The following is a 26909-nucleotide window of genomic DNA, read 5'->3' as shown; positions in this document are numbered from 1 at the left end:
GCCGGCTAATGATTAAGTTTGAGTACCAATTGTATTTGCCCCGGCCTCTTCGTTTGTCCCCGCTCCCTATTTTAAATTTAAACCTTCATGTTAGACAGCCTGGCAACATTTCATCGTACTGTGCTTTCGCCCAAGCAGTGCCTGCTATGCGCTAACAAGGGGGTGCCGTTAAAAACCAAGCCGTTTACCGCACAGCTTTCTGAATTCTTTTCGCGGATCTTAGATACCAGCGACTGGCCACCGAGATGGCATTGCGGGAACTGGAGCGATTTTCACGGCTGGCTGTACATCTGCTCGGACCTGGTGATCGGGGTGGCTTACTTTGCAATCCCCTTCCTGCTGATCCGGATGCTCAAAGGAAGACCCGATATCCCATTTCCAAAGATCATCTGGCTCTTCATTGCATTTATCATATTTTGCGGGACGACCCATTTCATGGACGCCCTGATCTTCTGGTGGCCGGCCTACCGGCTGAGCGCGCTGATCCGCCTGCTGACCGGGGTGATCTCGGCCATTACGCTTTTCGCTTTGTACAGGATCCTGCCGATGGTATTTTCTTTGCGTACGGTCGAAGAACTGGAAAGGGAGATCAGCCAGCGAAAAATGGCGGAGCAGGCATTAACGGAAAGTCATGACCAGCTGCGCTCCTTTACGCAGATCTTATCCCATAATATCCGTACCTACGCCGGGAACATATCTTCTTTAACAGAAATGATCGATCGCGGAACGCTTGACCAGGAAAATGCGAAGCTGGTGGGGATGCTCAGTACCGTATCGGCGAGCTTAAACACAACGCTCAATGACCTCTATGCCGTCATGTCTGTCCGGGACCGGAAAGTACCGCGGGAAGTCCTTAGCTTCCGGGAAGTTTACAACCAGGTTGCCGGGGTACTGGAAACCGAGATCCGGGAGTATAATGTGGGCATTTTTACAAATTTTAAGGTGGAAACGGTGGCGTTCCCGAAGCTGTACCTGGAGAGTGTTTTATTAAACCTGATCTCCAATTCTATTAAATACCGGATCAAAGGCGAAGATTGTTTTATCAAGCTGAGGACCTATAAAGATAAGGCGGGGAAAACAGTTTTAGAATGTGCCGACAACGGAATGGGGATCGATCTCTCACTTTACGGGGATAAGGTTTTTGGCCTGTACCATACCTTTCACCAAAATGATACGGCCCATGGCATCGGTTTGTTTTTGATCAAGACCCAGCTGGAATCCCAGGGCGCAAGCATCCATATTGAGAGCGAGCCCGGAAAAGGTGCGACCTTCATCATTGTTTTTTGATGAACAAATTCCTCATTTCATGATGCCCTGCGCGGACGTTCAGGTTTTAGCGTATTGGGTGAGGTTTTTTTGACAGCGGAATTATTTTAACGGGAAAATTATGAAATGACCGGAGCAATAGCAGCAACAAATAGGTCTGTGAGGTGTTGTTTCAATGGCAGGTAATTTAACCTGCTGAAAACAGACATTTATGAAAGCTCTTAAGATCGCAGCCTTCGCGCTCATCGCCACTTTTAGTTTCAGCGCGGCTCAAGCACAAATGCACCACCGCAGGATCGTACACCATTACCACCACCATAAAGTGGTGATCAGGCACCATCACCATTAATTAAATTAAAGCCTCCCGTTGGAGGCTTTATTATTTTTATGCTTTTCAATGGAACACGTTTTTACCAGCAACATGGCATCTGGTATAGCTATTTTTTGGTCAAATACAAGTTTAAGTTGTTCCAGGTGACAAAGGTTTTCGTTGACCGAATCATAAAGGCGCCGGATGATCGCTTCCTCCGCTTCTACTATGTAACTATAGCTGACATACGTTACCTTAACCGCATGGCGGGGTATGGTTTCAACCACCGCTTTAAGCACTTTTTCGTAAGCAGTTTGAGGTATTCTTATCGTCATATATACAGGGATTAGATGGAATGTTTTACCATGACCGCTATAAAGCTTTCAGTAGCATCCATCGAGATCGATGAGGTGAATGACTTGATCGTAAAACCGTCAAAAGAAGCGGCAAGAATTTTCAATTCGCATTGCAGGGCATTGGTTTCGATGATTAACTGAACGGTGGTCATTATAGATGTAACGACAATATTACAGAAAAGGTTGTTTCAACATGTTTATTTATTTTTCGTTGTACCACCATGGAAATTCAGGAATTCAAAAACAGTTGGCTTCGCGGCGCAGCTGAAGTTTATTTGTCCGGCCGGCCCTGACCGCTTTCGATGAGCGCAAGCAGGCTTCCCCCCACGTAAAAACCCCAGGCGCCCGAGCAAGCGCCATAGCATTCCAGCGCAGGGGTCAGTCCTTTCTGGGTAAAGGTCAATGTAGTTGTGCCGTCCTTTTCAGCAATGTCAAAAATAAGCTTGCTGCCGTTCCATTCTTCTTTTTGCGCCACAAAATTTAAGCGGCTGTCGGTGGTCAGCCACACTAGTTTTTGGCCGGGCACCATTTCAGTGATGCGGTGCCTGCTGTAATGGACATCACCGTGGCGGTAAATAAACTCGTCACCGGCTTTTCCGGAACTGCCTTCGATCGGGCGCCACCAGTCTGCTACCTTTTTTACCGCGTCAAATACTTCCTGAGGGGTTTGGCTGACTGTAAATGAAATTTGATAATCTTGCATGGTCATAGCTTTGGAAAATTAGTGTTCATTTTTACCTCATCGATCTGCCGGGTGTGCCGGTTGCTATGCGCGGCGATCAGCAGGATGAACTGGTAGCTGTCGAAGGTGCCGACCGGTAGGATCAGAATATGGTTGCGCAGGTCAGCCCGGGTATTTTTCACAAAGCTGATCAGCTTTTCACGGTTCGCTTTAAAAGCGGCCAGCGCTTCGGGAACCGTTTTGTACGGCGAGTTCGCCGGTTCCAGCGCTGCGAAAGTTTTGGATTTATGGGTACGGTCCTCCACCGCATTGACCAGTGAATCGTCATCTTTGAAGATGAGATTTTCTTTTTTTTCAGGGTTGGGTGCCTGGGTCAGGGCCGGTTCTGCCATCGCCCAAAGTTCTTTCTCCGCGGCGGCGATATGTTTAACACATTCGGCCACGCTCCATTTGTCCGGAGCCGGTTTTATAATTCAACTGTGCTTCCGTCAAACCTTTAACGGCGTCAAAAACGCCGGTTTCGGTTTGTTCCAACAACCGGATCGCTTTCCCTCGTTCCTGCGGGGTCAGTGTTTTTTCCTGGGCAATAGCTTGATAAGACATAAGGCTGAATAAAGTGATGATAAATAGTTTCATAGTTTTAAAATAAAGGTGCTAAGGATTGTTCATTGATCACCGCGCCCAGTGTTTGTTCCAGGTGGCGGTAAGCAGCGCGGTAAGGGATAACGGCCATACTGATGCGTTTTACGCCTGCCGCGCCCAAAGCCTCTACCGAGGCCAGCTTAAGATTGCCGACGATATTAAGCGGTAAGGCAACGTTAACCGCGATCTCTTTAATGACAGACGGGTCAGCGATACCGGTTACGAACAGACCGTCCGCTCCTGCTTCCCGGTAAAGTTTGGCGCGGCGAATGATGGTTTCAAGCGGCGCGGGCAGTTTTTGCAGGAATACGTCGGTACGGGCATTGATAAAAAGCTGCCGGCCGGTTTTGCTGAGGTAATTTTTAATGCCTTCCAGCTTTTTTAAATAAATGGCTTCACCTTCCGCATCCTCGATGTTGATCCCTGCAACGCCGGTATCCAGCAGTTGACTGATGTTATCCGCAATCACCGACAGGTCACTGCTGTAACCACGCTCAACATCCACGGATAATGGCAACTGTGTTGAGGCTTTAATGCGTTTGATGATATACAGCAACTCTTCAAACGGGATCTGCTCGCCGTCCGGGTAACCCAGCGCATCGGCAATGGCGCCGCTGGATGTGGCGATAGCCGGGAAACCGGCAGCTTCGATCAGCTGCGCGCTTTTAGCGTTCCAGGCATTGGCCAGTAAAAACGGGCCGGGCTGCTGGTGTAATTGGTAAAAGGTTTCGTATGAAGTCATGAACAAATTTACCGCCCATTGTCAACTTCAATAGGGTGTTATTTAGACAATATGACGGGTTGATTTGGACAAAAGAATCCTTTAACTTTAAACCATGAAACACTTAACCATCCTGGTGCCTGACGGCGAAAATAACCTGAGCAGCATCGTCGGGGCTTATAAAATATTCAGCCGCGCCAATGAATTGCGCAAACCCGTATTTCATATCGAACTGGCGGGGGTATCTGCCAGTGCCGATTTTCACGGTGGCTTGTTTTCGGCGCGTCCGCATAAGCTTATATCGGAGATCAAACGAACCGACCTGGTGATTATCCCTTCACTGAACCATAATTACCAGGCCTCGACCAGTATCAACGGCGAACTGACGGACTGGATTGCCAAACAATACCGTGGTGGTGCGGCCGTAGCATGCATTTGTACGGGTGCCTTTTTACTGGCCGCTTCAGGTCTGCTCGATGGCAAGAGTTGTTCAACGCACTGGTCAACGGCGGATGATTTCAGGGCCTTATATCCTAAAGTTAAGCTGCAGACGGACCTGTTGATCACAGATGAGAACGGCATTTATACCAACGGCGGGGCTTACTCCTTTTTGAACCTGATCCTGTACCTGGTTGAAAAATATTATGACCGCGAAACGGCGATCCATTGTGCGAAAATCTTCCAGATCGAGATCGACCGGCACAGCCAGTCGGACTTTATCATTTTCCAGGGGCAAAAAACACATGGCGACGAGCTGGTAAAAAAAGCGCAGGATTATATTGAGCACCGCCTGGATGAAAAGATCCCGACGGAAGAACTGGCGGCCAGCCTGGCTATCGGCCGTCGTAATTTTGACCGCCGCTTTATTAAAGCTACAGGTAATACCCCGACCGAATATGCCCAACGGGTGAAAATGGAAGTCGCTAAAAAAGCTTTCGAGACCAGCCGTAAATCGGTCAACGAGGTGATGTTCGAAGTGGGATATTCCGATCAGAAAGCTTTTCGCGAAGTATTTCGCCGGATCACCGGTTTGTCACCGCTGGAATATCGGAACCGCTATAACAAGGATGCGGCTTAAAGCGTAACTCCCGTTAACCTGGCACAGTTTTCTAAAAAGCTTTGCTGCGTTGTTGCGTCATCGGCAGCGGGATTATAGCGCGCCTGCTTTTGGTGATGGAAATATTTGCCGCTCAGCAATGCCGCAGGATCATCACTGGTCGCCAGCCAGGCTTGTGTTTCATAGCCCTTTTGCAGGTCGTCGGGTGCGCCCCTGCCCCCCATTTTAGTGGGCACCCAGCCCGGGTCGACCGCATTGGCATAAATTCCGGGCCATTGTTTGGCCAATATTTTTGCCAGGAGCAGCACATGGAGTTTGGTATCGGAATAAGAGGGCCGGTCTGTCCATTTCCCATGACCGGATAAATGCATGCCCGAACTCAAATAAATTAAGCGCTGCGGCCGCTGCATTAAAGCGGTCAGGATATAGGGTGCTAATGTGTTGACCGCTAAAAGATCCCGGGCGCTGACCTGGTAGACCCCGGCATTATGGATCACCGCGTCGAAAGTGAATTTGTTGGCTTTTTCTGCCAGCGACTTCACTTCTTCCGGATCGGATAGATCTGCGCTCAAGGCACCCATCGCGCCCGGTACTTGCTGCACAGCTTGCTTTGCGCGTTCTTCGTTACGGGCATGCAGTATGACTTCATGCCCTTCTTTTACCAGTTGTTTTGCCGCTAATAAACCGAGCCCGTCCGCTGAACCGGTTACCCATATTTTTGCCATGTTATTTTCTATTTACTGATCATCGCCGAAACCGCCAGGATCAAACGCCTCGAGGGCGTGATCCGTGTGCTGAAAGCTAATAATTTGTTCAGGAAACCCGGTATCACGTACAGTTTACCTTTCTGCATGGCCGCGTAACCAGCTTTAGCGACATCTGCTGCGTTGGCCTGTGCTCCCTGGGCGAACTTAGACGCGTTCATCCCGGCGCGGTCGACGAAACCCGTTTCCGTTACCCCAGGGCTCAATACGGTCGCCGTCACTTTGGTACCCTTCAATTCAGCATGTAAGGCTTCCGTAAAACTGACCACATAAGCTTTTGAGGCGGAATAAGCAGCCAGCCTGGGTACCGGTTGGTAAGCGGCTGTGGAGGCTATGTTGAGTATATGCCCGCTTTTTTGTCTGAGCATATCTTTCACGAATAAGGCGGTCAGTTCGGTCAGCGCGATAATGTTCAGATGGAGCATGTTGCTGAGGGTTGCGGGATCAGCATTGGCTACGGGCTGGTAATCCCCATAACCGGCATTGTTGATCAGCAGCTCCACCGGGATATGGTGCACGCGGCAATATTTGTGCAGCTCCGCGGGCTGTCCCATTTCCGAAAGATCGCTGACAAAGACATGTACCTTGATTGAAAAACGTTCTTCGAGGTCCTTTTTGATGGCTTCCAGTTTGTCTTCGCTGCGGGCGGCCAGCACCAGGTCGTAGCCATTTTGGGCGCAGATCAGTGCCAGCTCATAGCCGATACCACCTGAGCCGCCCGTCACGACGGCGGCTTTGTTTTTTTGATTTGCCATAAAAAAACAACATTTGACGGAAAGGAATGTTTAAATATTAAATTAAAACAAAGACCATGGGCAAGCAACACGATACTTTTCCGAACGAACAGCCTGAAGTGCCGGTTCCAAAGGAAACACCGGAAATAAACCGGCCATCCGATCCGAATCCTGCGGAGATCCCTGAAGAAGATCCGCAGATCGTTCCTGACGAATTACCGGATAAGAACGGCACCATTGAAGGGCCTGATGAAACGAAGGTAATTTAGTTGGATAACTTAGCCAGGCGGGCAATGCGCTTTCTATAGACGGACATCATCACTGATCCTTTTAGCTTTACGACACTATCGCCCGGTTCAGGTTTAAAGTTCTCGGGTGACCACCTGATATATTCTAAATTACGGTCCTGGTGGTTGACCACGATCACCGGCTGGTAACCGAGGGACGAAGAAACTACGTTGGTAATGGTGCCCCGGAAAGCGGCGTTGCGTGCCTGGAAAGCGCGGTAAAATACCGACAGGCAATAAGCGGACAATAAGAAAACAATGCCGTAGGTGAAGTATTTTTTCATTCCGCCAGGTTATACGTAGTTAAGTCGTTCAAAGTTAGGGGTATGGATCATTATCTTTATTAGATGCGCATTAGAATTAAATGGTCATTGATTTGTAAAACCACCGGAAATTATTTTAAGATCAGGCTACTTAGTGTTACTTTTACACCATTAAAAGTCTTCTCATAATTTAGGTTTATAATTGGTTAGTAAAGGCTCCTGCCCATCAGGAGCCTTACTTATTAAAACCACTCCTGATCAGTCTAGAATATGTAAACAATTACAAGCGATCACCCTAAGATACATTTTCTCCGGATCGTCCATAAAAAAAGGCTATCCCTTTTTAGAATAGCCCCCATAATTAATAGTTTTTGAAATACACTTAGCAGTGGACCACGAATTATTAACAAATACAGGTTTTACTTTGTTTACTGTCCGGCTGATTAAACGATGGTCGATCTTACTTTACGCAGAACTTCTGCCAGGTCGAATGGCTTGCATATGTAGTCATCGGCCCCGCAGCGGCGGGCCGTTTCGTCCAGTTTTGTAGTGGCGGAGATCAAGATCACGGGGATGCTCCGCGTACGCGGGTCATTCTTCAATTGCCAGCAAATATCATGGCCGGTCTTACCTTCCAGCCAGTTATCAATGAGCAGTAAAGCCGGCGGATCTTTTTCGATCTCGTACACCGCGGTGACATCCTTTCCTGTTTTGACCTGGTATCCTGCTTCATTTAAAATAGTGCGAAGAATAATGAGGACATCGACGTCATCATCAATTACCAGGATCGTAGCTGCTGCCATGACGCAAAATTAAAGGATTTCATACATGATTGAAAGAAGTACGGTGAACAAAGCTTCATTTTTAACCGATTGGTTCACCGATACTTATTTCCAGCGTGTTATTGACGCTTAGTTCGCGCTGACCCGCCAGATCTTATTGCCCGCATCGTCAGCTACCAGTAAACTTCCGTCCGGCGCCACGGCTACCGCTACCGGCCTGCCATGCACCTTTTTGGCGGCTTTATCCTTTATAAAGCCGGTCAGAAAATCTTCCATCTTACCGGGTTTATTTTGCGCGAAGGGAACAAAAACGACTTTATAACCCGCCAGTTCGGAACGGTTCCAGGAGCCGTGCTGCCCGATAAAAGCCCCGTTCCGGTAATGGGCAGGAAAACTCTTGCCATTATAGAATGCCAGTCCCAGCGAGGCCGTGTGCGCGCCCAGCGACAGGTCGGGCACGATCGTTTTCTTCACCATATCCGGCGCTTTTCCTTTGTTGTTCGGATCTTCATGCGGGCCGAAATAAGCGAACGGCCAGCCGTAGAAGCCGCCCTGCCTGACGCTGGTCAGGTAATCGGGAACCAGGTCATCACCCAGCCCGTCCCTTTCATTCACCGCGGCCCAAAGGATCCCGGTACCCGGTTGAAGATCAATGCCCGCCGGGTTCCGTAAACCCGAAGCATAGACCTGTTCGTCACTTCCGTCGGGTTTGATGCTGAGGATGTCCGCGCGTCGTTTTTCATTTGCCATACCATGTTCGGCATCATTGCTGCCCGAACCGACATCCACAAAGATCCGGGAGCCATCGGCACTTGCGCGGAGGTTCCTTGTCCAGTGGTTATTGTAACCGCCGGCCGGCAGGTCTAAAATTTTCCTGCCGGGCTTATCCATGCGCGCCTGCCCGTCCCGGTAAGGATATTGCCAGAGCCCGTCCGTATTGGCCACATAAAAACAATTCCCAAGGATCAGTAAACCGTAGGGCTGGTGCAGGCCGCTGAGGAAAACGGTCCGGAGCTCGGGTCTGCCGTCATGGTCGGCATCCCTGAATAATAAGACTTTGTTCGCGCTCTTGCCCAGGTCCTGTGATTTACTCACACCGAGGATGTCCGCCCCAAGCTTTTTGATGCCTTTCACTTCCGTGTTGGCTTCGGCCACGAAAACATCGCCGTTGGGCGCCACATAAATATTCCGGGGGTTATCCAGGCTATCGGCAAACAGGCTGACCGTGAAACCTGCCGGGGCTACCGGCAGCTCCCCTTTTTCCCAGCCGATAACGTCACAATAATTTTTTACAGATTTGGTTTGATAAGGTGCGGGCAAATTAACTTCCCGGCCCGCGCCGGAAGCAAGCTGATCCGCTTTTTTCGGATCAGGCTTTTTTTGTGCGCAGGCGGACAGGAGCAACATACCCGAGCCGGCAATCAGGATCATGGACTTCATCTTTTGTCTTTATATTAAAAGATGCAGCGCCACGGATTGTTTTAGGTCGTTAGCCTTCTTTTTTCTTTTCGGTGATATCCCTTCTGAGCTCAAACGCGGCGGATTTCAGGCGCTGCATCCCGATCCGGACGCGCGTTCCCGCCGCGGCATTACCTTTTTCGTAGAATTTTAACACATCGGTTTCCAGGGAAGCGATAATTGCTTTTACTTTTTCAAATTTTTCCATTACTAAATTTATTGCGCTATTTGTACGGAGTTTCCGGCAGCTAAGTTTTCTTTGGAATGGCGAACCTTTAGAACGGAATGTCGGTTTACGGCCACAGCTTTTCGCTTTAGCAGCCGTGCAGGCATGGAAAAATTGAAATAGTTTGGCGGCCGGACGCCGATGGGCCGTCCGGGTCAGCCCGTGGAATTAGCCTCGATCTATGTACAGCTGGCTGCAGAAGATGCCAGTTACGCGACGGGACAGATTTACGGCGCTTCCGGTGGTGCGGGTATGCCTTAAATCTATGCGGAAGCGAATTTATTTTTTCTCCGCAGGTAAAAGGTGGATGAACAATGGGGACAGGCCAGTTTTTCGATCGGCAGCCAAAAAAATAGTTTTTTCGTGAATGAATTTGCCGGTCTTCCTTCAAGTGCGGCAAAAGAACAATGCGGGCATGGATTTTCGATATTCATTTTGGAGGATTAAAGTTTGACATAGGTTTTTGTCTATACAACTTTCAAGCCAAACTTTAGCTTTATTGTGTCAGAATACCAAAGAACACGGCAACTATTGCTTCGGATGTGCCTGGCGGCGGTTTTGTTTTTTCTTACCGCTTATTATCATTTTAAGCTATTGCTACAATCCCCTATTTTTTTATCTTCTTTTTGCTGCTTAAATTTTCGAGGTAATCCACATGGATCTTTCCGCCCGCGCCATTCTTAAGATCAGCACCCCAGTTTTTCGAGCAGATATCGATATCCCCGTCACCGTCAACATCGCCTACCTGTAACTCATGCCCGCCCAGCTTTTCATCAAGGATGATATTCTCGGTATAGTTACCATTGCCATTGTTGGTCCAAAGTACCCAACGCGGGTTTTGGCGCCCGTTTGGCAGTAGTTCTTCCTGCTCAACAGAAACAATATCTAATCGTTTATCGCCGTTAAAATCGGCTACGCCAAGCGCATGTAAAGAGCCGTAAGCAAAACTTTGCGGCAACTCCTGCTTGGTCCAGCTTTCGCCTTTACCATCAGGGTTGCGCAGGATAGTCATTTTTGAGTTGTCCATATCTGCATCGCACATTACAACCACGTTTTTGCCGTTGCCGTCCATATCCGCTACATCGGTGCGTACACAAAAGCCAAATTTGCCTTCGCGTCCCATCGGGATGTTCGGGTGCGCTATCCAGTCAATGCCTTTACCGTCCTTATTTTCAAACCAGGTATCGGCACGAATTACATCAGCAAATCCATCGCCGTTTATATCAGCGACACCCGCCGGAGATATGGCTCCATGAATACCTGGACCTATAAAATGCTTCACCCAATGATCACGTGGGTCAGCAGAGATATCATACCAATAGATGCCCCCTAATGCCGAATTTTTATCGCCCATCATTACCACATCAGGTTTGCCATCGCCATTAATATCTTTGATCAAAATATCGTGTGCGCCGGCGGCGTGGTCGTCAAATACAATGCGTTCAAATCGTTCTGTCCTGGGCTTGCCGGTATTGCGGTACCAAACACCGCTGCATACCAGGTCGGTCCAGCCATCGCCGTCCACGTCAAGCGCAGCCAAACCAACATCCGATAAATAATCGTTGCCAACGTCATGCCTTATCCAATGGTCGGCATCAACATATTGATACCAATAAAGGCGACTGGGTAATGGGTTGCGCCCGCCTAATATAAAATCAAGTTTACCATCATGGTCAATGTCAACCAGCGCGGTAAGCCCGTAGTCGCCTATACCTTCTTTGCTCATGGGCAGGGTAAGGTCAATATAATGATGTTTAAAAAGCGGTGGTTTTGCCTGCTTAAACCCCGTTATAAATAGCGTGGCAAAAGCAAATAAGGCGATTATTTTGGCGCGATATTTCATGTACCCGTAAAGATAACAGATAAATCAAATGGACAGCTATCCTGTTTTACTTGTTGTTGTAATCCGGTCAGCCGCTGAAGCTTTGAAACCCGGATATAGTAATTGGCCCTTTACTTGCTCTGTAAAGATCATGAAAACATCAAATCTCTTAACGTTACTCACACTGGCCGTTTGCTTATCTGCTTGTAAACCAAAGCCGGGTCAAGTGGTATCAACTACCGAACTGATCAAACCGGGTAAAAGTATCGGCCAGGTTACGATCAATGAAACAGATCAAAATCTGCTAAAGGTAATGGGAAAGCCTGACAGCGGTGATTCTGCTATGGGAAAAAGTGCGTTTACCTGGTACGCCGGCCATTCCCCGAAAGGCGCTGTAACCCAAATCTTCCTGTCCCGCGGGCAGGGCGATGACGCGGTAAAGCGTGTCAAGCAGATCAGGATCACTGATACCCGCTTTTTATTAATGGACAGCATTCATGTCGGGAAACCTTTAGCTGCCCTGGAAAAGTCGTCCAACCTTAAAGAAATCGCACGCTTTACGGATAAAGGCGCGGGACGGGTTCTTTATGACGATACTTTAAAAGGAATTGCTTTTGATACGGATGACAAGGCCATTATTACGGGCATAACTGTTCACGAAACCGGCAAGAACGCGAGAGAAACCTATATGCCGTTTTTTCCGGACTTAAAATGAAATTAAAAGCTGACGCCGCGCTGCGCCCGGATGGCTTTACCTGGCCTGTTATGCTTTCAAAAGCGCAAATTGTCCCTTTATAAAAACATTTTGATCAGCTCCTGGTCACCGTTGAGCAAATAAGTGGCAATAAAAATCAAAGGTTCGGTCGCCGAAGCATTGTCAAATTTCACGATATTGACATTCGCAGGTTCATAGATCAATCGCCTGCAGGCACCGTTCTTTCGGGGTCTCCTTCGATCTGGTCAGCATTGCTGCCTTACAGGGCAAAGGTTACCCTGAACCACCTATTTAAAAATGCAATGTGTTAATAAAGCGGATCGTGTACCGTTACTGCAATTTTCTTTTGGCCATTTCTTCGCGGCGCATCGGCATCGCATCGATCAGCGCATATAATTTGGAAAGTTCAAGAATCTTGTCGCTGCTGTACTTTTGACCGCCATCTTTTCCGGTCAGTGTGATCCTGAAACCAGGATGGTGAAAATATGTTTTAATGGTGATATCGCGTTCCTTCAAACCTTTTGGATCTGAACCGAGCCGGCGCATTTGATTAACATAATCCGGGTCGTTGCGGTTCAGGGCATAAATATCTAGCACACGTGCGGGGCGCTGAAACAATAAACTGATCAAAACCACCAACAGCATTTTCATTATTCTTCGGTATCCTTAAAAGTTTTGATGTCCTCACCTTTGTGCAGGTGGCGGTTATGATGTTTGACCGCTGTGTTTTCCGTATCCAGCGCATCCATCTCAGCCGATTCGTTGATCGCCTCGTCCAGTGTTTCGTTTTCACGACCGTTCCCGGAAGGTTTTCCTTTGCGGTCTGTCTTAGCTCCATTTTCGTTATTTGCCATGATCTTGCTTTTTATATGCAGACCAATAACCGTTCCATAAAACGATATCCGTTTGGTAAAGCGCGGGCTGCGACTCAGCACGGAGCTATAAAGCCAAAGATTGATGGTCCAGAAAACGCAGTACTTTCTCCACCATATCTTCCAGGTCGAAAGGCTTTCGGATATAATCATTCGCATCGCATTCCTTAGCGATCAGCTCAATATCATTTGCCGTAGACAAAATGATCACAGGCACCCCGGCTAAATCGGGAACCTGCTTAATTTTCCGGCACAAGCGATGCCCTGGTTTATTATTGATAAATTCATCCAGCAAGATCAGGTCAGGCCGGAAAACCACGATTTCAGCCAGGTCGTCCGGCTCGGGCATACTCAAGGTTTGGAAACCCTGCTCCAGCAAAATCAATTCCACGATCGTCCGGATATCATGGTCATTCTCAACGATCAGCACACTCTTTTTCAATACCTACACTTTTGAGTAAAGATAAAATTTTTTCGGAATTATATCTTATCTGAAAAACAAAAGCAACGTCTTGAAGGAATCCGGATCAGGCAGCGAAGCGCTTCACATGCGAAAGCAGTTCCGCTACATCAAAGGGCTTTGCCAAAAAATCATTCGCATGGCAATTCTTGTCCCGCAAAGCGGACCAGCCATGCGTCGCCGAAACCATGATGATCGGTATATCATGCGTGTTAGGGGTGTCTTTTAATTCACGGCAGATATCACGCCCGTCCCGGTCACCCAGCTGCACATCCAGCAAAAGTACGTCCGGCCTGGTTTCCCGCACCGTCGCTATTACAGCACTGCCGTTATCCAAACCCGAGACCACGTATCCCTCATCCTCCAGTATCATCATCATGATCTCGCGGATATCCCGGTCATCATCCACCACAAGTACTTTTTTCATATTCATAAACCAGTAAACACAATTCCCAAGCCACGATCGGAATAAAGCGTCCATACGGTCAATAAAAACTTAAGCCACGCTCAAATTATCGTGCCCCGTGCCTATCCTTTTAAAGATCCCTCCGGAAAATGTTTCAAATGTTTACTAATCAGTACATTCGCGGCCTTCCCACCCGATCAACGCAACACTTTGATCAAGCCTTTCTATCAGAGCTTTTTGCTGTTTGCATCCCGGATCCGGTTATTCCGGCCCATTTGCCTATACAACTTTCAAGTCAAATAATTATTCGATTCCGGGTGAACCGGAAACTATCAGCGCGGTATGCTGTTAACTATAGAAAATAAATTGCATCATGCCTGAAATACCTGATTTGAATGTGTTCTGCACCAACCTGGCCAAACGCCTGGCCGGAAAGACACTAAGCAGTATCCGCATATTGATTGACCGAAGGCTTAAATTACCGGAAGCCGCTTTTAGATCGGCGCTGGAAGGAAAAGAACTCACGGCGATCAAGCGCGTGGGCAAACAATTGTATTTTGTTTTTGGCGATGCGCATGTCCTGAGTGTTCAGCTGATGTTGTACGGATCAATGCATTGGTACACCGGCAATAATGAAAACAAATTCACGATCGCCGAGCTGTTGTTTTCCGATGATACCGGCCTTGCCATCACGGACTGGCAAAAAGCGGTGATCCTGACCCTCGATCCCGAAGTACCGGATGTGCCTGACGCGCTGGATTTGCCCGAGGGCTATTTGTATCCGGTGCTTAAAAAAGCAGGCAAGCCGATCAAAACGGTGCTGCAGGAAGGCAAAGTGATCCAGGGGATCGGCAATGCCTATGTTGATGAGATCCTTTACGAGGCCAAGATCTCCCCTTTATCAATAGCTGCAAAAATCCCTGAACAGAAGATCCGGGACCTGGGCAAAGCAATCAGCCAGGTCTTGACCGATGCCGAGGCACATATCCGCAAAAATTTCCCGGATACGATCACAGAAAAGGAACGGGACTTTTTAAAGGTACATTTACCGAAACATAAGCTGACACCAAAAGGGGAACCGATCCTGGTCACCGAGATAGCCAAACGAAAAACGTATTATACGGCTGGCCAGGAGCTGTATGAATAAGATCAAACCCAAGGACATGACTACCGCAAAAGTTAAGCAGCCAAGTTATTTAAACTTTGACAGCGACAATTATGCCTGGACGCCGGATATTGATTACCGCAGGCAGCCCGAACTTTACCGTGTAGGCAAAGGAGAGCAAGGGGTCCTGGTCTGCGAGCCTTATAAAAGCGAGATCGGCCCGCACTGGCGTTTCAGGACCCCGCAGATCGCAAAAGAAAGCAGCGAACAGATCTTTCAGCTGTTTGAGTCCTATCTCAAAGCCGGTGATTTCGTCGGTGCCGATATGGCGCGCAAATATTTGCAGATGGGTTATACCCGCTCCCGGCGCTATGCGAATTACAAGGGTGGCAAAAAATATGACGAAACTGACAACTACCGCCAGCTGGAACGTGGTACCGGCGAAGCCGGAAAAGCAGCGTCTGCCGGTATTTTTTACGAACGATGGAAAGCCGCTGAAGCCAACGAACAATATGCAAGGCTAAAGAAACAATGGAAAGATGAAAGGGGTTAAAAAAGAGCACCTGCCGGAAAAGGTCTGTGCCACCTGCGGTAAACCTTTCAGCTGGCGCAAGAAATGGGAAAAGGTTTGGGACGAGGTCAAACACTGTTCAGACAAATGCCGGAAGCACCGTTGATATTAACTTTACGGATGCTCATTTGCTGTTATTTCATCCGTTGCCTGCCCTTGCGCTGGATCTCCGGACTTATCCTGGCGGCACGAACAGGCGTTTCCTTTGATTTAGCGGTACTCGCCAAAGCCCAGGCGATCAGCACGGGCTGAAAGAATAAACGGGCCAGTCTTTTCTGATCGGTGTCCATACCGAAGGCGCTGCGGTGATTTTTGTATTGTGCGAGGTTACCCGGAAACACTGCTGTAAAAAACACGGCGGCAATCTTCCCCACCCTGTCTGCCTGTTTCTCCGGCGTAAGGAGGATGGCGCTTCCCAGGGCGATCTCGGCTAGACCCGAGTAAACCACGATATCGTCTTTTTCCAGCGGCACCCAGTCGGGCACCTGGGCGCGAAAATCTTTGCGGGCAAAGGTGAGGTGGCTGATCCCGGCAAAAACGAGGCCGGCACCCAGAGCGATACGCGCGCTCTTTTTAAAATTGACTTTCTTTGGCACTTCAACCTGGCTGACCCAGCTGACCGCTTCATCCAATTGCGCCAAACTAAAGCCTTTCGACTTGCCCGGTACAGCGAGTTCAAACAGATCCGTAAACCACTCCGCCGGTTTTTGACCGGTCACCACCGCGATCCGGTTCCAGTCCGTAAAATGCCGGAGCCCCGCGATCATATCCTGCCACCATGCTTCAGCGGTAAAATTTTGTACCCCGGTGCCCAGCACCAGCAAATAGTTGAGCCGGTCGCTGCGCTCCGCCAGTTCATCCAGTGCCGGCAGCAGGACCTGCTGCATATCTGCCTTAGTCACTTTGTAGCCCGCACGGATGCCCAATACGTGGGAAGGGAGCTGATCTATTTTCGTTAACATCGTAATATCAATTAAAGCTGAAGTAATTTTTCCGCGTTGCCATGCGCGATCAGGTGACGGTCCGCATCGCTGACCGGTAAGTTATCGAGAAATTTCCTGGCTGCGTCCATCGGCGCGTAAGGGTAATCGGCTGAAAACATAATGCGTTCCGGGCCAACTTCCGACATTAGCAACGCGAACGGTGCGGTATAATTGAACCCGCTGATCGTATAATACAGATTGTTTTTCAGGTAATAGCTCACCTTCTGTTTTAACCCCGTTTGTTCAGGTGTCAGCACTTTATCCATGCGCTCCCGCATATAGGGCAGCGATTCGCCCAGGTGCCCGATGATCAGCTGCAGCTCAGGATAACGGTCAAATACGCCACCTAAGATCAGCCGGAGCACATGCACCCCCGTTTCAATATGCCAGCCATAACCCGCGCGGGAGAACAGGTCGTCGACCTGCGCGGAAAAACCGCTGTAATAGGTTTTGCTGACAGCTTCGGGCGGTTTGGTCGGGTGAAGGTAAACCGGCACGCCTGATTTTTCTGCCGCCTCAAAAATGGGCCGGAAATAAGAGTCGTCCAGGTAGCGCCCGTTCACATGACCGTTAATAACCGCGCCCTTGAATCCAAGTGAACCGACCGCGCGCTCCAGTTCAAACACTGCGGCCCTTGGGTTAACGACAGGTATACTCGCAAGGCCTGCGAAACGATCCGGGTAAGTAGTAAAAGCCAGCGCCAGGCGGTCATTACTTTCTTTGGCGAGTATAACGGCATCGGCAGCATTGCTCTGTTCCACCCCGGGTGCGTTAATGGACAATACCTGCAGGTCGATGCCTGCGCTGTCCATCTCAGCAATACGCTTTTCACCCAGTTCCAGCAATTTTTCGGCAATCTCCGGTTGTCTGCTGATGTCCTGCCCCGGTCCGCTGATAAACAGCGGAGTGGCGAAATGTTCTTCTAAAGTGATGGTACGCATGGTGTCTTTATTTAAGCATTGCGTTTATTCAAAAACCTATACCCTGTTTAACTTGAAGTAATTTTTTTTGTTTAGAAATAGGTGAGATAATTCAAAATAAACGATTTAATTAGTTGTATAAAATATTTCCCGAAAGTTAAAACATATCTATTACTGGCAGGTTGTCTTTATACAATTTAACACGAACATCTATTATGAAAAAGACAACATCAAAAAACGGAAAGATGGAGCCACAGGAGTTCCATGAATTCTTTGTAGACGAATTGAAAGACATTTACTGGGCGGAAAAGCACCTGGTAAAAGCTTTGCCAAAAATGAAAAAGGCGGCGACCAGCCCGGAACTTGCAGCGGCCTTTGACAAACACACCGGCGAGACCGAGACGCATATCGAAACTTTGGAAAAAGTCTTTGAATTGTTAGGCGAAAAAGCGGTTGCTAAGAAATGTGACGCGATGGCGGGGATCCTGGAAGAAGCCAGCGGTATCATTGAAGAAACCGAAAAAGGCACCATGATCCGCGATTGCGGGCTGATCCTGGGCGCGCAAAAAGTGGAGCATTACGAGATCGCGACCTATGGCGGCTTACGCACCCTGGCTGCGGCAATGGGCCATGACGACGTAGCGGCGCTTTTGCAAAAAACGCTGGATAACGAAAAAGCCACCGACGAAGCGCTGACCGGTATTGCCGAAAGCGTTGTAAACGCGGAAGCGGTTGCAGAATAAATTTTAATTTGATACTTTTAAAAGGGCTAACCCATGGTTGGCCCTTTTTGCCGGTTTGACATTGAAAAAAATAGGTTTCGGCGGTTCTTGTCATTGGTGCACGGAAGCGATCTTCCGCTCACTCAGGGGCGTTACGGCCGTCGAACAGGGCTGGATCTCATCTGATGGTGAAAACGCTGTGCCGTCGGAAGCCGTGATCGTAAATTTTGACCCGGATACGATCAGTTTACAAACCCTCATCACTGTTCATTTGCATACCCATAGCTGTACATCAGCGCATGAGATGCGCAGCAAATACCGGTCGGCAGTTTACACTTTTGATGATGCGCAGGCGCAGGAAGCTGTTCAGGCTATCCAGAATTTACAAAAGGACTTTACAGATACGATTATCACCAGGGCCCTGCCCTTTCAAACGTTCAAACTTAACGAGGAGAACTATTTGGATTACTATTACAAGGACCCTTCAAAACCCTTTTGCCAGAACATCGTCAATCCCAAACTGAAAACATTGCTGGCCAAGTTTGCTAAGGACATCGCACCCGAACACCTTTCTCATTTAGTTGCATTGTAAATACGATCTTCGTGATAAATGTCACGCTGATTTTGCGTCATATGCCCTTGGCGATTTTGCCCGTTTCGCGGGAGATTTGTCGTATAAAAAATTCTTGATACGATGAAATTACAAAACAAAATAGCAGTCATCAGCGGTGGAACCGCAGGGATCGGACTGGCGATCGCGCAAAGATTTGTTAAAGAAGGCGCATATGTATTTATTTTTGGCAGAAGACAGGACGCCCTGGACGAAGCGGTCAAACTGATTGGCAGTAACGTCACCGCTATCCGGGCGGACGCGGCGGATCTCCGGGACCTGGACCGCGTAGCCGAAGTTATCCGGCAGGCAAAAGGCAAAGTAGATATCGTGGTATCAAATGCCGGTTTTACCGAGCAGGTTCCGCTCCGCGAGATCACCGAGGAACATTATGACCGTACATTCGACCTGATGGCCAAAGGCCCGTTGTTCCTGGCACAAAAGATGTTGCCGCTCATGGAAGGCGGCGGTTCGATCATCCTGGTAGCCTCAGCGATGCATTATATGGGGCTGGCCAATCATTCGACCTACGCGGGCGCGAAAGCAGCGTTAAGGTCCTTTGTCCGCACCTGGGCGGCAGAGTTTAAGGATAGCGGCATCCGCGCGAATCTTTTAAGCCCTGGTCCGGTGCCGACCGCCATTATGGAAGGACAAGCCAGTTCGCCAGAAGAACTCGCGGCGCTGCACAAGCACTATGCGGACTATGTACCTTTATTAAGACTTGGCACACCAGAGGAACAGGCTAACGCCGCGGTATTTCTCGCCTCAGACGAAAGTTCCTACGTAACGGGCGCTGACCTGGTCGTGGATGGTGGTATCAGCAACATCTGATAGTAACCGCTGGGTAAGGCAGGATTTGCCTTACCCCTTTTATTTATGAACGGACTGGCTCCTGATCCGGCTCAGAGTTTCTCTTGAAACCCCCAAATAGGAAGCGATCATATGCAGGGGGACCCGGTAAAAGATATTGGGGAACCGCGTAATAAAGTTTTGATACCTTTCCTCTGCCGTGTAACTGATAACGCCCATAACCCGGTTTTGTATGGCATCATAACTCCTGGCCAGGAGGCCTTCAATAAACTTCTTCAAATTTGGGATGGCTTCCAGCAAGCGGGTGAAATCAGGCTTATCGATCAGGATAACCTGGCAATCTTCCAGTGCATCGATATTATATTTGGACGGATTACCGCTGTTATAACTTTCGCGGTCGCTCATCCACCAGTTCTCTGCCGCAAACCTGAGGATATGTTCTGAACCGTCGTCCCCTACAGCATAAAGACGGAGACAGCCTTTTACAATAAAGCAATTGTAGTGACAAACACCGCCTTCATGCAACAGGTATTGCCTTTTTTTGATTTTCCTTTCGGTACTAACGGCCCGGACAGCATTAATTTCTTCGATGCTTAAATGTGCGTTATCTCTTAAATATTTCTCGAATGCTTCAAACATGTCCGCTCCTGTTCACCAAATCTATTTAAAATGATCGGATTATTAAATTCCTTATCTTAGTTCGGCAATTCATGAACTTAAATATGAATACCATCAACTTAGCGGCGTATTTCGCGACGATCAAAAAAAAGACTGGCCTGACAACCGCGGATTTCAGGAAAGCGGCGGATGCCAAAGGCTGGATGAATGATAACCAGCTTAAACCGGAGATCAAGGCGATGCAGGTTTTTGACTGGCTTAAAGACGATTATAGCCTGGGGCGCGGGCATGGTATGGCCGTTTATCATGTCCTGAAAGAAGGCATTAACGATTATTAATTGCCGAAACGGAAGCCAACTGTTTTCGGCTCGTCATTTTCTTTTGCCAAACCTTGAATATATAACTGATCATCCACCAGCTTAAAGCTTAAGGATGCTTCGTCAATTTTATAATTCTCCGCTTCAAAGCGTTCTTTGAGCGGCGCCAGAACTTGCTTACGGTCGAACTCCGGGCTCAGCTTTAAATGTCTATCCTGCTCTTCCAGCACGATGCCCTCCACTTTATAGGAAAATAGTTTAGCTTTCATTGTGATCTAATTTATTTAACATATATTGTTACCGACGCCCCTTTCTTTTGTACCACCCTCCCATTTTTAAGCACCATGAATACCGACCCGATATTTGCTATATTGCTAAGCGGGTCCTGATCAAGTATTAAAAAATCAGCCACTTTTCCGGCCTCGATCGTTCCCCGGTCCTTTTCTATGCCCAAAGCCATCGCGCTGTTCCTGGTAGCCGCAGTGATCGCGTCTATTGGAAGAAAACCGGCATCTGTCACCAGCAGGCGCATTTCAGATGGTACAAATTGTTCCTGGTCGTCATCGGTCCCTGCACAGATGCGCACCCCTGCTCTGTAAGCTTGCGCGGTGATCCTTTTACCTACTTCGTAATCCCAGCGGGCGGCCGTATCGGATTCAGCCCATTTTTTATAGGTCAGTAAAGTAGCGTCAAGAATGCAATCTCTGGCGACCATTAAGCGAAAAAAAGGGCTGAGGTCGGGCGTGGCCTTGTCCCAAAATCCGGCATCGTGCGCGTGGGTCTTCCAGTTTGCGGGAATTTCAGGTATGACTTCCCTTACCAGCAGCGGGGCATGCGATATGGAGCCCACGCCGGCATTAACCAAATCAGATGGCCTGGCTTGTTGCAGCCAGGCATGCCCCCAAACGTTCAGGTGCTGCCTGCGAGCTTCAGCAACAATTTGGGCAACCAGGGGAGCCGAAAGGTCGGCGTACAATTTAATACCTGAGGCACCGCTCCCTTTAGCACGCGCTACCGAACGGACAAGATCTGTCGTATCGCTGACCGCCTGCATGTACGGCATATCGCCGTTTACACCGCCTTGAGTCGAAGTGGCCGTCCTGGGATCCGAAAAGAATCCGGGTCCTGCCATCAGCGCGGAGTAAAAGATATCCGGTGAAGGGATCTCGTCAAGCTCCGCCTCACGCGAAAGACCTGCCAGTACCCTTGCATCGCCGGCCATATCCCTGACTGTAGTCACGCCGCTTTGTAACATACGTTTGAGTACACCAGTGGTATGCGCCCTGTTATCTACACCCGAAGGGTCGGTAGCCAGATGCACATGGCTGTCGATCAGCCCGGGCAAAAGAAATTTTCCTTTAATTGAAATGATCGTGGCGGAGTCCGGTAAATTTTCGCTGCCGGTTGTAAAGATCGACCGGATCCTGCCGTTCCTGATCAGCACGGTTTGATGCCCGAGCGCTTGCCGGTGATTTGCATCTATAATGCTGACATCGGTCAGCGCGAGCAGGCCAGGCTTTTTTTGGCCGGCAACATGCAGGCCGGTCAACAACATCAGGTAGCATAAGATGCAAGCGTTTTTCATGTGCCCCGGCCTTTTATGACCTTCAGCGGCTAATTTACGTTTCTTATTGGTTTTCCAAACCGCGACCAGTCTTTTGCTGTAATTCTTCGATGCGTTCCGATGCTTCCGCTTTGGTTAGTTCTTCATTGAACGCCTCGCCTGCTTCAGCCGACAAGGTGGTCAGGTAGGAACGTTGCGCGCCGGTCATCGGTTCATTGCCGGTTGTCCAGTCTTCCGGGTCTTTGATGGTATTGGAACCTTTGTTATTATTTGGATCGTTTTTCATAATTTCTGAATACTAATTTATTTAGTAACGCCGCAAATCAAATAATGTTTCTGCAAAATGGTGATATTTGGTGGTTAACATGCACATATCGTTATGACAACAGCAGCATTAATTCAAATAGCTTACTCTGGTTTTAATGACCGGGATATTGATGCCGTTTTTACGGTAATGGCGCCGGATGTGAATTGGCCGAAAGCCTTCGAGGGCGGCTATGTGACCGGGCATGACGCGGTCCGGGATTACTGGACAAGACAATGGGGCGAGATCAACCCGGTAGTTCAGCCAATAAAGATTACGGAACATGCGGATGGCAAGGTGGAAGTGGAGGTGCACCAATTGGTCAAAGATCTGGAGGGTACTGTTTTATTTGATGGCATGGTCAGGCATGCATATACGATCAAAGACGGTCTGCTGCAACAAATGGATATCGAATGACCGGCCGGGCGTCCCTGCAACAAATTCGAAAGGATCTGCAACAAATTCGAAAGCCGGTTTGCCGTGTTTTACCCAATTTGCCCGAAATTATAAACCAATATTCATATGAAAATGAAACGCCCCTACTTCACCATTTTGATGATCATTATTACAGCAGTTTTCAGTGGCTGCGGAAAATCCGGCACCTCGCCATCCAAAACGAATACCGGTACGACAACACAAACCGGCACGACAACCACGCAATATCCTGTGACATCGACCTTCGTGCAAACCGGCGGGACGCCGATCACCTACAAACACTTATGATAACGATAACAACATGACAGGTTTCGGTTCAGCCGGTGAATACCAGGTCGCGGTTACCGCCCATACCGTGGCCGTCAGCACTTTCAGCGCCGAATTCGACTTTGTTACCACTTACGCCTACTCCGGCCCTTCTAATGCCCCCGTAGATATTTATACCGATCTGCCCGCGCAAAGGTCCATCAGCACGTACGCCAAAGATAATTTAGCGGGTACCTCTACCACTAACCCCGGTAAACTATGGGCCTTTGAGGGTAGTAAAGATCTCATCACGAAGCTATTTACCTCTGACGCGGGAGGTGAAAACATCGATTTTACCTACGATGCCAATAACAACTTTAAAACGATCTCCTTTACAAATTTATCGGGTGCGCAGGCAGGGAAAGTGGTTGCCAGCATGACCGTTACCGGGCTTGATAATCATCCTTCGCCGTTTTCTTCGGTAAAAGGTTATCCTGTTTTCTCGTATCCTCAAATGTTCATATCAGATTATGCGCTGGCCTTCTGCAAGAATAACCCGACACAGATCGTCTACAAGCAATTAGACTATAATAAAGGTGACCTTGAAACTACGGAACAGGATGACTTTACTTATACCTACAATGACCAGGGTTACCCGGCCACCGTTACGGTAAAGGTGAGCTATATCGGCCCGCCGGCATCAAGTATTACCAAAAGCTATACTTATAATTATAAATAAGTGGAAAGATAAGACTTCGCGAAGTAGACTTAGCGCTGTTTTCTTTGGTTAATCATTAACTTTAGCGGTTCAGGAGTTAATTTCTTAAAGTATTGAGTCTGCATATACTGTTGCTGGTGCTGAGTGCTGCTTTTCTGCACGCGCTGTGGAATTTGCTGGCTAAAAAAGCGGGCGGGAAGACGGCATTTATCTGGCTCCAGTACGCGGCCGGCAGTTTACTTTTTTTGCCTTTTTTACTTTTTCAAACCGATCAGCTTATTACGGTTAAATGGGAGCTGCTGCTATGGTTTTCTTTGAGCAGTGCCCTCTTGCATATCGCTTATTTTATGGTGCTGCAAAAGGGCTACAGGAGCGCGGATCTGTCGGTCGTTTATCCGCTCGCCCGTGGATCGGGACCCTTGTTTTCATCTGTTGCGGCTATCCTTTTCTTGCACGAAAAATTCAAATTAAGTGCTACGGTTGGTTTATTGCTGATCATCACAGGCGTACTGATCATCACAGGGATACGTTTTAAAAAGGAAAAAGACACCCGGGTTACGCAGGGCGTCATCTACGGTGTGCTCACGGGCATATTTATTGCCATGTATACTTTAAACGATGCCGTCGCTGTAAAAACCTATGCCCTTGCGCCGTTAACGCTTACACTTTTCACCAATCTCTTCAGTACCTTCCTGCTCGCTCCGTTTGTATGGCGGCAAAGCATGGAACTAAAGCGGGAACTCCGGGCGCATAAATGGCAAATTATCGGTGTAGGTGTTTTAAGCCCTGTCGCTTACATCCTGGTTTTGATCGCGTTAAAATATTCGCCGCTAACCGTTGTGGCGCCTGCCAGGGAAACGAGTATTTTAATGGGTGTGTTCATGGGTAGCCGGGTACTTGGCGAAGAAAACAGTAAAAGGAGGTTATTAGCGGCCGTATTGATCTTAAGCGGAATTATTGCATTAAGTTTTTATTAATGCGGTGACCCGGAACCGGCCCGCTTATTTTCCTGGTACTTTAAGGCACTTAAAATACAGGTTAACCAGGTACTGAACGAAAGGGCGAAAAAGACGACCGCGAAAAAGGTCGTGTGGAAGGTGTAATAGAACAGGCCCGTTACCGTAGAAAAAAATGCGGTCCAGTAAGTGATTTTATTAATAAACAGTTTTTGATAAAGGGTAATCATAATTTATTTTTTAATTAATCAATATTGCTTAATATTTTATTGATAACAGCTATAAGATAATATTTTTCCCACGACCATTCATACGCAACGGAGGCCACTAAGTTTCATTTACTTTTTTTCAAAAATCAACTGTATCAATCAAACACTTTATATCGAGATCCGTCTTATAGAAATAGAATTGAAAACCAGGATATTAAAAAGACAGTTATGAAAAAAAAAGTGGCTTTGATCACCGGGATCACCGGGCAGGACGGTTCCTATCTTACCGAGTTGTTACTTTCTAAAAGTTACGAAGTTCACGGGATAAAGCGAAGAAGTTCGTTATTCAACACGGACAGGATCGATCATTTATACCAGGATCCGCATGACGAGAACAAATCCTTGATCCTGCACTATGGAGATTTGAGCGACAGTACGAATTTGATCCGCATAATCCAACAGGTGCAACCTGATGAAATTTACAATTTAGGTGCCATGTCGCACGTAAAGGTGAGTTTCGACACGCCTGAATACACGGCCAATGCCGACGGTATCGGTACATTAAGAATTTTAGAAGCAATACGCATATTAGGCTTGGTAAAGAAAACCAAGGTTTACCAGGCTTCAACTTCCGAGTTATATGGGCTTGTTCAGGCTGTACCGCAATCAGAAACAACACCATTTTATCCGCGCTCGCCTTACGCTGTCGCCAAACTATATGCCTACTGGATCACTGTGAATTATCGCGAAGCTTATGGAATGTATGCTTGCAATGGTATTTTATTTAACCATGAAAGCCCGTTACGCGGTGAAACGTTTGTGACGCGTAAAATAACCCGTGGTGTTGCAAAGATTGCATTGCAACTACAGGATAAACTATACCTGGGTAACCTTGATGCGCAAAGAGACTGGGGACACGCCAAAGATTACGTAGAGGCGATGTACCTGATCTTACAGCAGGAAGAGCCTGAAGATTTTGTGATAGCCACCGGTATCACCACCAGCGTACGTGAATTTGTGCGACTGGCTTTTTTGGAAGCCGGTATTACGGTTGGTTTCAAGGGAAGCGGTGCAAATGAAACGGGGTACGTCGTTTCTTGTGAAAATCCCAGCTATCAGTTACCCGCCGGAAAAGAAGTTATTTCAGTCGATCCGCAATATTACCGTCCGACAGAGGTTGAACTTTTAATAGGTGACCCAACTAAATGTCAGCAAAAATTAAAATGGCAGCCTAAATATGATTTAAAGGGGCTGGTTAAGGAAATGGTTGCCTCAGATATTGAGCTATTTCAAAAGGAAAAACTTTTACAGGAATCCGGTTATATGATCAAAAACCAGTTCGAATGACCCACGAAACAAACTTCATTGCTTTTCTCATAACAATTTGATGTTTAAGGAGTTTAATTATAAAAGGAACGGCGATGGAAAATGTGATAAGGATCACGATCGATGGTGATGACGCGAACCGTCATCCATGCAGGTTAGTGGAAAAACTCAATAACCAAAATGGTAAAATGATCTACCATTTTCATGATGAACTGAGCGGCAGTAATTTTTCGCTATGCAAACACGGCTCGGGCTGGCGCCTGCTCACCGGGGAACTGCCTCAAAAAGACTGCATCCGGAAAATCGGGGATTATCTTGATGGTATAGATCAGCATTAGCGTCCTGAATTCTGCCCGGAGGCTAAAACAATATGGCTGATTATTCATTTTATAGTTAAATAAAAAGCGCAGATGAACAGTCAACAATCAATAGCAATTCCTTCTGATTTTAAAGAAGCGAAAACCATCCAGGAACGTGTATTATTCGCATTGGCCAGGCTGGGCGAAGGCACAGCAGATAAGATCAGCCGCGAACTGGAAGCACTCGCACCGGAAATCCCGGATAAAGAAGTGATCGCCGGTGTCCATAAAGTACTCACCGATCTGCATACCCAGGGGCGTATCGGCGCCAGTGAAAAAGAGGGCACTCTAATTTTCAGCCTGAATAAATAGG

43 protein-coding genes are annotated in these 26909 nt (G+C 48.0%); 19 read left to right on the top strand and 24 right to left on the bottom strand.

Translation table 11 applies throughout. The annotated features are described in order from the left end of the window. Positions 1-87: 87 nt before the first annotated feature. Both FO440_RS15185 and FO440_RS24500 read left to right on the top strand, forming a co-directional pair. A complete protein-coding gene (locus FO440_RS15185) occupies positions 88-1287 on the top strand; it encodes a sensor histidine kinase (protein ID WP_144249108.1) in 1200 nt (399 codons plus the stop codon). A 190-nt stretch (positions 1288-1477) separates the two neighbouring features. Next, positions 1478-1615: a hypothetical protein gene (locus FO440_RS24500; protein WP_186292691.1), complete on the top strand. Its 138-nt coding sequence runs from the start codon at positions 1478-1480 to the stop codon at positions 1613-1615. A gap of 5 nt (positions 1616-1620) precedes the next feature. Here FO440_RS24500 and FO440_RS15180 read toward each other — a convergent pair whose 3' ends face one another. The 6 genes from FO440_RS15180 to FO440_RS15160 form a co-directional block, all read right to left on the bottom strand. Next, positions 1621-1911, bottom strand: coding sequence for a hypothetical protein (locus FO440_RS15180; protein WP_144249107.1), 291 nt, complete (start codon positions 1909-1911; stop codon positions 1621-1623). Positions 1912-1922: 11 nt separating this feature from the next. Further along, entirely contained in the window at positions 1923-2084 is a 162-nt protein-coding gene (locus FO440_RS24495; protein WP_186292690.1) for a hypothetical protein, read from the bottom strand. 119 nt (positions 2085-2203) lie between these two features. Continuing rightward, positions 2204-2635: an SRPBCC family protein gene (locus FO440_RS15175; RefSeq protein ID WP_144249106.1), complete on the bottom strand. Its 432-nt coding sequence runs from the start codon at positions 2633-2635 to the stop codon at positions 2204-2206. Between the two features lie 2 nt (positions 2636-2637). After that, positions 2638-3057: a DinB family protein gene (locus FO440_RS15170; protein WP_186292689.1), complete on the bottom strand. Its 420-nt coding sequence runs from the start codon at positions 3055-3057 to the stop codon at positions 2638-2640. After that, positions 3041-3250, bottom strand: coding sequence for a hypothetical protein (locus tag FO440_RS15165; protein WP_144249104.1), 210 nt, complete (start codon positions 3248-3250; stop codon positions 3041-3043). The genes FO440_RS15170 and FO440_RS15165 overlap by 17 nt, the downstream gene beginning before the upstream one ends. Positions 3251-3254: 4 nt before the next feature. Continuing rightward, entirely contained in the window at positions 3255-3998 is a 744-nt protein-coding gene (locus FO440_RS15160) for an isocitrate lyase/PEP mutase family protein (RefSeq protein WP_144249103.1), read from the bottom strand. A gap of 94 nt (positions 3999-4092) precedes the next feature. On the opposite strand from FO440_RS15160, the gene FO440_RS15155 reads away from it, so the two are divergent. Further along, positions 4093-5055: a GlxA family transcriptional regulator gene (locus tag FO440_RS15155; protein ID WP_144249102.1), complete on the top strand. Its 963-nt coding sequence runs from the start codon at positions 4093-4095 to the stop codon at positions 5053-5055. Here the strand turns inward: FO440_RS15155 and FO440_RS15150 are convergent. Together FO440_RS15150 and FO440_RS15145 are read right to left on the bottom strand one after the other, a co-directional pair. Next, positions 5052-5759: an SDR family NAD(P)-dependent oxidoreductase gene (locus FO440_RS15150; RefSeq protein ID WP_144249101.1), complete on the bottom strand. Its 708-nt coding sequence runs from the start codon at positions 5757-5759 to the stop codon at positions 5052-5054. The two genes, FO440_RS15155 and FO440_RS15150, sit on opposite strands and share 4 nt — an antisense overlap. An 8-nt stretch (positions 5760-5767) precedes the next feature. Continuing rightward, positions 5768-6553, bottom strand: a complete 786-nt coding sequence (locus FO440_RS15145) for an SDR family NAD(P)-dependent oxidoreductase (protein WP_144249100.1) — start codon at positions 6551-6553, stop codon at positions 5768-5770. A 56-nt stretch (positions 6554-6609) separates the two neighbouring features. Between FO440_RS15145 and FO440_RS15140 the strand changes: the two genes are divergently transcribed. Beyond that, on the top strand, positions 6610-6801 hold the full coding sequence (locus FO440_RS15140; protein ID WP_144249099.1) for a hypothetical protein: 192 nt from the start codon (positions 6610-6612) through the stop codon (positions 6799-6801). Here the strand turns inward: FO440_RS15140 and FO440_RS15135 are convergent. The 5 genes from FO440_RS15135 to FO440_RS15110 all read right to left on the bottom strand — a co-directional run bounded on the left by FO440_RS15135 (position 6798) and on the right by FO440_RS15110 (position 11391). Next, positions 6798-7103, bottom strand: coding sequence for a hypothetical protein (locus tag FO440_RS15135; protein ID WP_144249098.1), 306 nt, complete (start codon positions 7101-7103; stop codon positions 6798-6800). The two genes, FO440_RS15140 and FO440_RS15135, sit on opposite strands and share 4 nt — an antisense overlap. 422 nt (positions 7104-7525) lie before the next feature. Then, positions 7526-7885, bottom strand: coding sequence for a response regulator (locus FO440_RS15130; protein WP_144249097.1), 360 nt, complete (start codon positions 7883-7885; stop codon positions 7526-7528). 108 nt (positions 7886-7993) lie between these two features. Further along, positions 7994-9304 (bottom strand): PQQ-dependent sugar dehydrogenase, encoded by a 1311-nt coding sequence (locus tag FO440_RS15125; RefSeq protein ID WP_144249096.1) that lies wholly within the window; start codon positions 9302-9304, stop codon positions 7994-7996. Positions 9305-9353: 49 nt separating this feature from the next. Next, entirely contained in the window at positions 9354-9530 is a 177-nt protein-coding gene (locus FO440_RS15120; RefSeq protein ID WP_144249095.1) for a histone H1, read from the bottom strand. A gap of 625 nt (positions 9531-10155) precedes the next feature. Further along, positions 10156-11391, bottom strand: a complete 1236-nt coding sequence (locus FO440_RS15110; RefSeq protein ID WP_144249094.1) for an FG-GAP repeat domain-containing protein — start codon at positions 11389-11391, stop codon at positions 10156-10158. Between the two features lie 130 nt (positions 11392-11521). Between FO440_RS15110 and FO440_RS15105 the strand changes: the two genes are divergently transcribed. Continuing rightward, the gene (locus tag FO440_RS15105; protein WP_144249093.1) at positions 11522-12085 is read left to right on the top strand and encodes a hypothetical protein; all 564 of its coding nucleotides are present in this window, start codon (positions 11522-11524) and stop codon (positions 12083-12085) included. Positions 12086-12415: 330 nt separating this feature from the next. On the opposite strand, the gene FO440_RS15100 is transcribed toward FO440_RS15105, so the two are convergent. From FO440_RS15100 to FO440_RS15085, 4 genes are all read right to left on the bottom strand, one after another. Next, on the bottom strand, positions 12416-12736 hold the full coding sequence (locus FO440_RS15100) for a DUF4174 domain-containing protein (protein ID WP_144249092.1): 321 nt from the start codon (positions 12734-12736) through the stop codon (positions 12416-12418). Then, positions 12736-13020 carry a hypothetical protein gene (locus FO440_RS15095; RefSeq protein ID WP_144249091.1) on the bottom strand — a complete coding sequence of 95 codons (285 nt, stop codon included), beginning with the start codon at positions 13018-13020 and terminating at the stop codon, positions 12736-12738. Before FO440_RS15095 ends, FO440_RS15100 begins: the two co-directional genes overlap by 1 nt. Before the next feature lie 4 nt (positions 13021-13024). Next, a complete protein-coding gene (locus FO440_RS15090) occupies positions 13025-13399 on the bottom strand; it encodes a response regulator (protein WP_144249090.1) in 375 nt (124 codons plus the stop codon). Between the two features lie 85 nt (positions 13400-13484). Next, the gene (locus FO440_RS15085; RefSeq protein ID WP_246104231.1) at positions 13485-13844 is read right to left on the bottom strand and encodes a response regulator transcription factor; all 360 of its coding nucleotides are present in this window, start codon (positions 13842-13844) and stop codon (positions 13485-13487) included. A gap of 352 nt (positions 13845-14196) precedes the next feature. Between FO440_RS15085 and FO440_RS15080 the strand changes: the two genes are divergently transcribed. From FO440_RS15080 to FO440_RS15070, 3 genes are read left to right on the top strand one after another with little or no spacing between them, the layout of a single operon-like run. Continuing rightward, the gene (locus FO440_RS15080) at positions 14197-14970 is read left to right on the top strand and encodes a DNA-formamidopyrimidine glycosylase family protein (RefSeq protein ID WP_144249089.1); all 774 of its coding nucleotides are present in this window, start codon (positions 14197-14199) and stop codon (positions 14968-14970) included. Then, positions 14963-15481, top strand: a complete 519-nt coding sequence (locus tag FO440_RS15075; protein ID WP_246104230.1) for a DUF4385 domain-containing protein — start codon at positions 14963-14965, stop codon at positions 15479-15481. The genes FO440_RS15080 and FO440_RS15075 overlap by 8 nt, the downstream gene beginning before the upstream one ends. Then, on the top strand, positions 15468-15605 hold the full coding sequence (locus FO440_RS15070) for a DUF2256 domain-containing protein (RefSeq protein WP_144249088.1): 138 nt from the start codon (positions 15468-15470) through the stop codon (positions 15603-15605). The genes FO440_RS15075 and FO440_RS15070 overlap by 14 nt, the downstream gene beginning before the upstream one ends. A 28-nt stretch (positions 15606-15633) precedes the next feature. Here FO440_RS15070 and FO440_RS24885 read toward each other — a convergent pair whose 3' ends face one another. Both FO440_RS24885 and FO440_RS15055 read right to left on the bottom strand, forming a co-directional pair. Beyond that, on the bottom strand, positions 15634-16461 hold the full coding sequence (locus FO440_RS24885) for an STAS/SEC14 domain-containing protein (RefSeq protein ID WP_246104229.1): 828 nt from the start codon (positions 16459-16461) through the stop codon (positions 15634-15636). An 11-nt stretch (positions 16462-16472) separates the two neighbouring features. Then, the gene (locus FO440_RS15055; RefSeq protein ID WP_144249087.1) at positions 16473-17423 is read right to left on the bottom strand and encodes an amidohydrolase family protein; all 951 of its coding nucleotides are present in this window, start codon (positions 17421-17423) and stop codon (positions 16473-16475) included. A 194-nt stretch (positions 17424-17617) separates the two neighbouring features. Between FO440_RS15055 and FO440_RS15050 the strand changes: the two genes are divergently transcribed. The 3 genes from FO440_RS15050 to FO440_RS15040 all read left to right on the top strand — a co-directional run bounded on the left by FO440_RS15050 (position 17618) and on the right by FO440_RS15040 (position 19565). Beyond that, complete coding sequence (locus tag FO440_RS15050; RefSeq protein ID WP_144249086.1) at positions 17618-18145, top strand: YciE/YciF ferroxidase family protein; 528 nt, start codon at positions 17618-17620, stop codon at positions 18143-18145. A gap of 55 nt (positions 18146-18200) precedes the next feature. After that, positions 18201-18716: a peptide-methionine (S)-S-oxide reductase gene (locus FO440_RS15045; RefSeq protein ID WP_246104228.1), complete on the top strand. Its 516-nt coding sequence runs from the start codon at positions 18201-18203 to the stop codon at positions 18714-18716. Between the two features lie 102 nt (positions 18717-18818). Beyond that, positions 18819-19565 carry an SDR family NAD(P)-dependent oxidoreductase gene (locus tag FO440_RS15040; protein ID WP_144249085.1) on the top strand — a complete coding sequence of 249 codons (747 nt, stop codon included), beginning with the start codon at positions 18819-18821 and terminating at the stop codon, positions 19563-19565. 39 nt (positions 19566-19604) lie between these two features. Here the strand turns inward: FO440_RS15040 and FO440_RS15035 are convergent, their stop codons facing one another. Further along, positions 19605-20183: a Crp/Fnr family transcriptional regulator gene (locus tag FO440_RS15035; RefSeq protein ID WP_144249084.1), complete on the bottom strand. Its 579-nt coding sequence runs from the start codon at positions 20181-20183 to the stop codon at positions 19605-19607. Positions 20184-20266: 83 nt separating this feature from the next. Between FO440_RS15035 and FO440_RS15030 the strand changes: the two genes are divergently transcribed. Continuing rightward, on the top strand, positions 20267-20500 hold the full coding sequence (locus FO440_RS15030; RefSeq protein WP_144249083.1) for a DUF4287 domain-containing protein: 234 nt from the start codon (positions 20267-20269) through the stop codon (positions 20498-20500). Here the strand turns inward: FO440_RS15030 and FO440_RS15025 are convergent. From FO440_RS15025 to FO440_RS15015, 3 genes are read right to left on the bottom strand one after another with little or no spacing between them, the layout of a single operon-like run. Beyond that, on the bottom strand, positions 20497-20748 hold the full coding sequence (locus tag FO440_RS15025) for a hypothetical protein (protein WP_144249082.1): 252 nt from the start codon (positions 20746-20748) through the stop codon (positions 20497-20499). The genes FO440_RS15030 and FO440_RS15025 overlap by 4 nt on opposite strands. Positions 20749-20759: 11 nt before the next feature. Next, positions 20760-22064: an amidohydrolase family protein gene (locus tag FO440_RS15020; protein WP_144249081.1), complete on the bottom strand. Its 1305-nt coding sequence runs from the start codon at positions 22062-22064 to the stop codon at positions 20760-20762. A gap of 43 nt (positions 22065-22107) precedes the next feature. Further along, on the bottom strand, positions 22108-22329 hold the full coding sequence (locus FO440_RS15015) for a DUF3072 domain-containing protein (protein WP_144249080.1): 222 nt from the start codon (positions 22327-22329) through the stop codon (positions 22108-22110). Between the two features lie 93 nt (positions 22330-22422). On the opposite strand from FO440_RS15015, the gene FO440_RS15010 reads away from it, so the two are divergent. From FO440_RS15010 to FO440_RS14995, 4 genes are all read left to right on the top strand, one after another. Then, positions 22423-22764, top strand: a complete 342-nt coding sequence (locus tag FO440_RS15010) for a nuclear transport factor 2 family protein (protein WP_144249079.1) — start codon at positions 22423-22425, stop codon at positions 22762-22764. A 105-nt stretch (positions 22765-22869) separates the two neighbouring features. After that, on the top strand, positions 22870-23070 hold the full coding sequence (locus tag FO440_RS15005; protein ID WP_144249078.1) for a hypothetical protein: 201 nt from the start codon (positions 22870-22872) through the stop codon (positions 23068-23070). Positions 23071-23083: 13 nt separating this feature from the next. Beyond that, positions 23084-23767, top strand: coding sequence for a hypothetical protein (locus FO440_RS15000; RefSeq protein WP_144249077.1), 684 nt, complete (start codon positions 23084-23086; stop codon positions 23765-23767). A gap of 92 nt (positions 23768-23859) precedes the next feature. Next, on the top strand, positions 23860-24723 hold the full coding sequence (locus FO440_RS14995; protein ID WP_144249076.1) for a DMT family transporter: 864 nt from the start codon (positions 23860-23862) through the stop codon (positions 24721-24723). On the opposite strand, the gene FO440_RS14990 is transcribed toward FO440_RS14995, so the two are convergent. Then, positions 24720-24932 (bottom strand): hypothetical protein, encoded by a 213-nt coding sequence (locus FO440_RS14990; RefSeq protein WP_144249075.1) that lies wholly within the window; start codon positions 24930-24932, stop codon positions 24720-24722. The two genes, FO440_RS14995 and FO440_RS14990, sit on opposite strands and share 4 nt — an antisense overlap. 207 nt (positions 24933-25139) lie before the next feature. Here FO440_RS14990 and gmd point away from each other — a divergent pair, with 207 nt between their 5' ends. From gmd to FO440_RS14975, 3 genes are all read left to right on the top strand, one after another. Continuing rightward, positions 25140-26258, top strand: coding sequence for a GDP-mannose 4,6-dehydratase (gene gmd / locus FO440_RS14985; protein ID WP_144249074.1), 1119 nt, complete (start codon positions 25140-25142; stop codon positions 26256-26258). 74 nt (positions 26259-26332) lie between these two features. Then, on the top strand, positions 26333-26575 hold the full coding sequence (locus tag FO440_RS14980) for a hypothetical protein (RefSeq protein ID WP_144249073.1): 243 nt from the start codon (positions 26333-26335) through the stop codon (positions 26573-26575). A 72-nt stretch (positions 26576-26647) separates the two neighbouring features. After that, positions 26648-26908, top strand: a complete 261-nt coding sequence (locus tag FO440_RS14975) for a hypothetical protein (RefSeq protein ID WP_144249072.1) — start codon at positions 26648-26650, stop codon at positions 26906-26908. Position 26909 lies beyond the last annotated feature (1 nt).

It is taken from the genome of Mucilaginibacter corticis (genome assembly GCF_007558865.1).
GTDB lineage: Bacteria > Bacteroidota > Bacteroidia > Sphingobacteriales > Sphingobacteriaceae > Mucilaginibacter > Mucilaginibacter corticis.
The sequence above is the reverse complement of the archived record's forward strand: the minus strand, read 5'-3'. Positions and strand labels throughout refer to the sequence as shown.